At 31.5% G+C, this 8,893-nt stretch carries 4 protein-coding genes; 1 reads left to right on the top strand and 3 read right to left on the bottom strand.

Annotation, left to right across the window (positions count from 1 at the left end; translation table 11 throughout):
- Positions 1-304: 304 nt before the first annotated feature.
- Positions 305-706, bottom strand: a complete 402-nt coding sequence (locus AC4FRF_RS16805) for a response regulator (protein ID WP_491161336.1) — start codon at positions 704-706, stop codon at positions 305-307.
- A gap of 2 nt (positions 707-708) precedes the next feature.
- A complete protein-coding gene (locus tag AC4FRF_RS16800; RefSeq protein WP_491161334.1) occupies positions 709-2,421 on the bottom strand; it encodes a PAS domain-containing sensor histidine kinase in 1,713 nt (570 codons plus the stop codon).
- A gap of 166 nt (positions 2,422-2,587) precedes the next feature.
- On the opposite strand from AC4FRF_RS16800, the gene typA reads away from it, so the two are divergent.
- The gene (gene typA / locus AC4FRF_RS16795) at positions 2,588-4,384 is read left to right on the top strand and encodes a translational GTPase TypA (RefSeq protein ID WP_491161332.1); all 1,797 of its coding nucleotides are present in this window, start codon (positions 2,588-2,590) and stop codon (positions 4,382-4,384) included.
- A gap of 109 nt (positions 4,385-4,493) precedes the next feature.
- Here typA and AC4FRF_RS16790 read toward each other — a convergent pair whose 3' ends face one another.
- The gene (locus AC4FRF_RS16790; protein ID WP_491161330.1) at positions 4,494-8,864 is read right to left on the bottom strand and encodes a T9SS type B sorting domain-containing protein; all 4,371 of its coding nucleotides are present in this window, start codon (positions 8,862-8,864) and stop codon (positions 4,494-4,496) included.
- Positions 8,865-8,893: the final 29 nt, after the last annotated feature.

The raw sequence follows: 8,893 nt of genomic DNA, 5'->3' as shown, positions 1-8,893 counted from the left end.
TAAACGAACAGGGTTTTTTGTTTTATACTATTTTTGTAAAGATTATTATTGAATATTTTACTCGTTTATTCTTTATTTAAGATTACAATTATTGTTAGATTGTTGCAGTTTTAATTTTGATAACCTTTGTTAGGATTAAAGAAATTTGCTCTAATTTATATTGTTTTTTGTTTAAAACGGGTGTAAAATAAAAATTGGTGTAGAATTTTATTGTTTTAAAATTGTTTGTAAAGTGTATTTTTGGAATCAGCTGTGTCTGTGTAATAATATTTATGTCTTATCACAGGTATTTATTAGTTAATAATTATAGTTTAGTTTGTAAATAGCTAATCATATTTGTTGTTATTGGTTTTGAAAGGAAATCAATAACCATAGGGTATTTTTTTGATTTTTCAAGATCTTCGGGATCTATAGTTGAAGATAAAACTACGATTTTTGTCGAATTTACCTCAGAATATTTATCGGTGTTGAAGTTGTCAAGAAAATCCCAGCCATCCATTACAGGCATGTTTAAATCTAAGAATATTAATTGAGGGAGTTGTTTTTCTTCTTCTTCGTTGCTTATGATAGAATCAAAGTATTTTAGAGCTTCTTCTCCATTTTTGGCGGTAATTATTGTATTTGAAAAAGAAGCTTTTACGATTACTTTTTTGCATAACATAAGTGTTATAGGGTCATCATCGACACATAGAATTAAATCTAACATGTTTATTTGTTTTTGAATGTTAATGTAATTGTAGTTCCTTTGTTTACTTGGCTTTCAATATCTATGCTGCCTTTCATCGCTTCTACTTGTGATTTTACTAGATACAGTCCTAAGCCTTTACTGTCAGGGTAATCATGAAATCTTTGGTATAGACCAAAAATTTTATCTCTATTTTTTTCAAGGTCAATCCCTATACCGTTATCTTTAAAGTTAAGTTGTACGGTGTTTCCAATTTGTTTAGCGGTTATTGTAATTCGTAAAATTCTGTCTTTAGCACTGTATTTTAAAGAGTTTGTTAGAAGATTCAATAAAATACTTTCCATGTAAGCTTTGTTTGTGCTTAAAACATTAACTGCCTCAATATCTAATTTTAAAATAGGTTTATATTGTTCTATTTGATTGGTTAATTGGGAAAAAACATTTTCGAATACTTCTTTTAAGGCAATATTTTCTTTCTGGATAGAAGTGTTATCTTTAATTATCATGACTTTTGTTAAGTCTTCTATGGTTTCATTTAATAAATGAGTTGATTTGCTAAAACCATTGATAATTTCATTTAATTCAGGGTCTTTTATAGTAATGTCTTCAATTAGATTTAAAAGTCCAGTTAAATTAGACATTGGTGCTCTTAAATTGTGAGAGGTAATGTAAGAGAATTGTTTTAAATCTTTGTTGTTTTGGGTTAGTTCTTTAATGAGCTGTTCTTTTTCTCTTTCCTGATTCTTTTCAGCAGTAACATCTCTTTGAATAGAAACCCAATGCGATAATTCGTTTTCGGCATTGTAAATAGGTATCATGGTAAATCGCAACCAAAATTCAGTTTTATCTTTTTTATAGCACTTAATTTCGAGTAAACCTTCTTCTTTGTTTTGAATTATTTGGGAGATTCTTTTTAAAACAGTTATTTCTGTATTTCGACCTCTTAGTATATTAAGTGATTTGTTAATTATTTCTTCAGATGAGTACCCTGTCATACTAGTAAAAGCTGGGTTTACATAAATAACTTTAGGAAGTGAATTTTTGTTGAAATTAGCTTCTGTAATAACGATGGATTCTTTGGTCTGCAAAATTACTGTTTCCAATAATTTTAGACGTAATTCTTCTTCTTTTTGTTTAGTAATGTCTTGAAGCGCTCCAATCATTCTAATGGCTTTCCCGTTTTCGTCTTTTAAAAGAAACCCCCTGTCGAGTACATATTTATAACTTCCATCAGCACATTTAAAACGGTATTCATCCTGCCATTTTTCAGTTTTTTGTTCAATAAACGAATATAGTTTTATAGACATTTTAATACTGTCTTCAGGATGAATGTTGCCAAACCACCAGCTAGAACTTTCACCTACTTGATCTTCATCATAACCAAAAATTGCTTTTATACCCTTACTCCATTTGAGTTTGTCTTCTTGAATTTTCCAATCCCAGATAGTATCACTTGTTGCTTTGGCTACAATGTCATATCTTTCATTAGATTCTTTGATTTCATTATTAGTATTTTCTAATGTTTCGAAAACAACTTTGTTTTTAGATTCATTTCTGGATAGAATATACCTAAAAGCGAATCCAGTTAAAAAAACAAGAATAATGTCTTTTGTTAAATTGAAAATGAGGTAATTTTCTGTACTTAAAAATAACGGAGTTAATTTATAAAGAAAAGTCGCCAAAATAACGGCAATAAGTAGGTATATTATTGTTATTTGATTGGTTTTGCTTTTCATTAACCAAATATAATTAATAATTGTTAATAGCAAAATATCTTGATAAAGTAATTTTTTATTGGATAATAATTGGGATATGTGTTAAACGTTTATTAATTGTAAAGTGTTTAAGAATTGTTTTTTATATCAAAATAAAGTGTACCTTTGCAGCCATTAAAAATCACAGATGGAAGCTATTAGAAACATTGCAATTATTGCCCACGTCGATCACGGTAAAACCACTTTGGTTGATAAAATTATGTATCATTGTCAGTTATTTCGTGACAACGAAAATACTGGAGATTTGATCCTTGATAATAACGACTTAGAGCGAGAAAGAGGTATTACCATTACTTCTAAAAACGTATCTGTTTCTTACAAAGGAACAAAAATCAATATTATTGATACTCCTGGTCACGCGGATTTTGGAGGTGAAGTAGAACGTGTATTAAACATGGCCGATGGTGTATGTTTGCTTGTTGATGCTTTTGAAGGACCGATGCCACAAACACGTTTTGTATTACAAAAAGCGATTGATTTAGGATTGAAACCTTGCGTGGTTATCAATAAAGTAGATAAGGAAAACTGTACTCCGGAAGAAGTTCACGAAAAAGTTTTCGACCTGATGTTTGAATTAGGAGCAACTGAAGAACAATTGGATTTTCCAACAGTTTACGGTTCTGCTAAAAACAACTGGATGTCTGATGATTGGAAAAATCAAACAGAGAACATTGAGCCTTTATTAGATATGGTAATTGCTAATGTGCCAGCTCCTAAAGTTTCTGAAGGAACTCCACAAATGTTGATTACCTCTTTGGATTTCTCTTCATTTACTGGTCGTATAGCGATTGGTCGTTTAGAAAGAGGTGTTTTAAAAGAAGGAATGCCTATTTCTTTGGTAAAAAGAGACGGAAAAATCATTAAATCTAGAATTAAAGAATTACATACTTTTGAAGGTCTTGGACGTAAAAAAGTAGAAGAAGTTATAGCTGGTGATATTTGTGCAGTTGTAGGTGTTGAAGGTTTTGAAATCGGTGATACTATTGCTGATTATGAAAATCCGGAAGCTTTACAAACAATTGCTATCGATGAGCCTACAATGAGTATGTTGTTTACAATTAACGATTCACCTTTCTTTGGTAAAGAAGGTAAATTTGTAACATCAAGACATATTCGTGAAAGATTAACTAAAGAATTAGAGAAAAACTTAGCGATGAGAGTTGCTGAAACTGATTCTGCCGATAAATTCATGGTATTTGGTCGTGGTGTATTGCACTTGTCTGTTCTTATTGAAACAATGAGAAGGGAAGGTTATGAATTGCAAATTGGTCAGCCACAGGTAATCATCAAAGAAATTGATGGCGTAAAATGTGAGCCAATTGAGGAATTAACTATTGACTTACCTGAAAATCTTTCTGGTAGAGCTGTAGAATTTGTTTCTATCCGTAAAGGAGAAATGCTTTCTATGGAAGGTAAAGGAGAGCGTATGATTGTGAAGTTCAATATTCCATCTCGTGGAATTATCGGACTGAGAAATCAATTGCTTACTGCAACTGCTGGTGAGGCTATTATGTCACACCGTTTCATTGGATATGAGCCTTACAAAGGAGAAATTCCTGGACGTAACAATGGTTCATTGATTTCTATGGAAAATGGTAAAGCAATTCCTTATTCTATTGATAAATTACAAGACAGAGGTAAATTCTTTGTTGATCCCAACGAAGATATTTACGAAGGTCAGGTTATTGGTGAAAATACACGTAGTGATGATATGACTGTGAATGTAACTAAAACTAAAAAGTTATCTAACGTTCGTTCATCTGGAGCTGATGATAAAGCAAGAATTATTCCTGCAATCAAATTTTCATTAGAAGAGGCTTTAGAGTACATTCAAAAAGATGAGTATGTTGAAGTTACACCTAAATCTTTACGTTTAAGAAAGATTTATTTGTCTGAAACTGATAGAAAAAGATATAAAATCTAATAGATTTTAAATTCTAATAAAAAATCCCAAATTCCAGTAGATGGAGTTTGGGATTTTTATTTTAGGTATTTTGAGTTTGGAATTTATGAAATTAGATTTTTTTTGGAGTTTATCTTTTTAAACTAAAATGACCTTTGATTTCTTTGCCATTTTCTAGTTCGGCAGTATACCAGTAATCATCGGCCGGTAATTGTTTCCCATTAAAAGTTCCATCCCAACCTTGACTTTGTGGATTGATGTCTTTAATTAATTTTCCAAAACGATCAAAGATATGAATGACTGTTTTAGAATTAAATTCAGTATTTATTCCTTTAATATTCCAATAGTCATTATATCCATCATTATTTGGGGTAAAATACTTTGGAGCGCCTAAAATAGCAACAGATTGATTGCTAATACCACAACCGTTTTTATCTTTTATAAAAACTTCATGTATGCCTGCAGGTACATTTTCAAAAAGAGCAGCATCTTGATAAAATCCATTTTTATCATCTAAGCTGTATTCGTAATTTCCAACGCCTTCAACCAGAACTAATAGTGTGTTGTTGTCACTTAATTCACTTACTTCAACATTGTTTATTCGGGCAATTTCGGAAGCAGTAACAGTGATTGTTCTGGTTCGGCTACATCCTTTTTGAGAAATTACTTCTACTGTATAAATACCGGCTTTATTGACGGATAAAGTAGGATTGGTTTGGCTGTTTAGGATTTGATTGTCTTTTGACCAAACAAAGCTATAATTGCTTGCAGGACTTCCATCAAGAATTCCGGCATCTAGAGTTACATAATAGTTAGGCAGATTATTGCATATATACACATCGGCAGAATGATTCGCATTTATATCGATATTTGGCTTCGGATTAACTTTAAGAGTAATATGCGAACCTACTCCAAAACAGCTGTTATCCAAGTCATTATCAACCCTAACCCAGATTTTTTGTTCATTAGGTGAGAGTGTATTTCTATAGGTTGTAGTATTCGTAATTTCATTTGTTTCTGATAATGCATCAGCCTCATTTTCATAATATTTGATAGAATAATTGTCCTTTGGTAAAGGCAATATATCTAAAATACTATTTTGGGCACTGCTGAAATCAAACTCGGAAATGCCGTCATAATCATCATTAGAGGCATCGATATAGTCATCACAATTTTCAAATAATACGTTGAAAGAAGACGGAATTTGCGTAGCTGAAACTACTAAATCTATTTTTGCAACAGAGAAACATGCATTGGCATTTTCAACTCTTGACCAAACAGTAGTTCCATTATTTGCAATGTAGGCTAATGGATTTGCAATTTTTTTAGAAGTATCATTTGTATTTGCGGATGTTGCTGTAGTAAAATAACTGAAAGTTTCGCTTTCGTAATTACTTGAAATTTCATTGTTTTTAACCGTAATGTTAAAAGGACTTTTGGCATCTAAGTCATCATCACATTGTTTAATAGAAATGTTATTTACAACAGGTAAATCTAAAACAGTTAATACAACTTCGTTTGAAAGTAAACCACAGGAATTCCCTGTTTTGTTTAGAAAGACACGGTATTGGTAACCATTCATTGTTTGATTTACAGATGTGATATTTAAAATGTTTGAATTTACCCCGTTATAAGTACTGTTGTTTGTTAAGTTAGCCCAATTTATTCCATCAGTAGAAACTTGCCATTGCAAGCTTTCTGCATTTGTAGTAATAGAAATAGTTGCATTTTGATTGAAACATGTTGAAATATTATTTGGCTGATTCGTTATTGTAATTAATCCAGAAATGCTATAATTAGAATTAGGAGTTGTATATCCATTGGTACGGCTGGTTACCACTCCGTTATTATCAACTACTGGAGGAAAAAGTGTGCCTAGAATATGATTTCCATTGGAACTTGTAAATCCGGCTTCAACAACGTCATCGCATAAATCTCCATCACTGTCCAAATCTCTAAAGTTTTTAATACCATCATTATCAGTATCGGTATTATTGCTTCCTGTTTCTACACTATCATAAATACCGTCATTATCACTGTCCCAATCCAAATAATCTGGAATACTATCATTATCAGTATCTCTAGGCGCTAAATTTGTTTCGAAAATATCATATAAACCATTACGGTTTGCATCTGTTGTATTTAAGTTAAAGTTGTCGTTTTGACTTTCTGTTAAATCAGGAATACCATCATTGTCACTATCCAAATCCATTTGATCTTCAACTCCATCACCATCTGAATCTTTTGGTACACAAACAGCAAAGAATTTCAGGGTACTCTTATTTATTTCTGTATCCGAAAGATTTGTATGTGTGAAACTAATCGAATTGGTTAAATGCGTTAAAAACTTAAAATTTGTTGTGCCTGGATTTAATGGTGTAATGCCGTTTATTTGGAATCTGATTTCAAAAGAAGAGTATTCAGTTACGCCACTTTCGTAAATTCCGTCATAATTAGTGTCAATAAGTAACTCGTTATTTGGATTTAAAACAGTAATGGTTTTATCTACATCTGTTGTTAATGTGTATTGAGCAGTTGAGTTTAATAAATCAGTAGGATTAGCTATGTTTATGTATTCTATACCAATACTTATGGGTTTAGTAAAAGTTAATGAGTATTTAGTAAAGTTTTCTTTCCCAGCAGGAATTTCAGAAATAAAACTACCATCTGAATTTCCTACAAAAGGATTGCTGCTAGCTGATGCTGATGTGTTTAGAATTCCTGTAAATGAATTAGAATAGTTTCCAATATTTAGTGTTCCAGAATTTATATTTGAAATGTTGATGTTTTGGTTCCCAAAAGATTCTGTACAATTAGTAATCCCATCATTATCATTATCAAGGTCAATATTATCATTTACTGTATCATTGTCCATATCAGTAGGACAGTTGCTTACAGGGATTATATCGGAAAAAATAGTAGTGCCACAGCCAGAAATACTTCCTTTAACCTGATAATAACCGGGTTGAGTAGGAGTATATGAACTCAGATTTGCATTAGGAATAGGATAATTATTAAAATACCATTGAAAGGTATCGTAATTTAAAACGGAACTTACTTTTAAAACTAGATTAGGGATACAAGAAGAAGTTCCTACATTAATTTTGTCAGAAGTGATTTCGGGTTTGGTATCGAATCCTGAATAATATCCGCCATAAGTTGCTGCATCATTTGTACCAAAATAAGACACATATACTTGTCTGGTTGATTTTATACTAATATTACCAATTAGGTCATTCACAGCATAACGTACATAATTAGGATTTCCTGTAATCTCTACAGGAGTTGAGTTGATTAGAGAATTATTAATTGATACAGACGCCCCTTTTTCGGTGATAATGTTCAAGCCTCCAGTATAAATTGTACTTCCGATGGATTGAATTTGAGGTATATTGTCTACAATATTAGGAGTAGCACAATTTAAAGGAGGTACAAAAAACATATTTTGATTGGCAGGTTTGTCATCGCCACCAATGCTTTGATAAGCAAATACATTTTCAGTTGTTCTAATATATAAATTATTATTAATGTATTGAACTCCATTAATTAAGGCGTATTTTCCTGGTTGTAAGACATAATTAGGAGTTGTGCTGCCATTTAAATAGACTTCTGTTTGTGGTAAGTGAGCTACTAATAAAACACTTTCCATTTCGTCAGTACCTTTACCTTTTACAAAAATGTATTCTTTTCCTGTTTTTTCAAAAGGGACTATTTGGTCAAAACCAATGTCACGTCCATTAGGTTTGCCATTGTTATTAAGTTCGGTGCTATTGCTTCCACCAAAGGATCCTGCATTGACCACAATAGCTTTGTCAGATTCGACTAAAGCTCCAATTAAATTAGCACTATTATTAGGGGTATTTTGAATGTTTTCAAGTGCCAGAATGTAACTCTCATTTTTATTTAAAGTAACAATAATAGGTCCGTTTATAATAGTTCCGTCTGCTAATACAGTTCCACTAGGAATGTTAGATATGGTAACTTTAGTATTGTTCTCAGTAGCAAGTATAGAGGCAAAATTTAGTAAGGTAGGATCATACAAAGGATTGCTCATAGCTCCAAGTCTAAATATCTTTCCAAGTGCACTATTTCCTTTAGATACCAATCCGCCAGCGTGATTGTATCCCCCATTTTGATTTAGAGAAGCATTAATTCTAACACTACAATATATTAAATCATCGGCCTCAATTATATAGCCTTTGTTTTGTATAATTCCTAAAGCAGTTTTTGGAGTTAGTAATTGAGTATTGTCACCAACTCCTATTTTATAAATATAAGGATTGCTATTGTTAATTGTAGCAGTAATAATTTGGCTGCCAATAGGGATAATTCTGATGCTTACATTTTTAGTGCTAGGAGTAGAAATATACAAGTAATGATCTTCAGCGGCTATATTTTCGTTTTGACTTGTTAATGGTGGTATATAGTGTGTTTTGCTAAACTGTGCAAAACAGTTTAACCCCATCATAATAAGGCAGCATAGTAAAAATAACTTTCTCATTTCATAAATATATTAATTATTAGCTATTA

The organism is Flavobacterium sp. ST-158, from assembly GCF_058309975.1.
The sequence above is the reverse complement of the archived record's forward strand: the minus strand, read 5'-3'. Positions and strand labels throughout refer to the sequence as shown.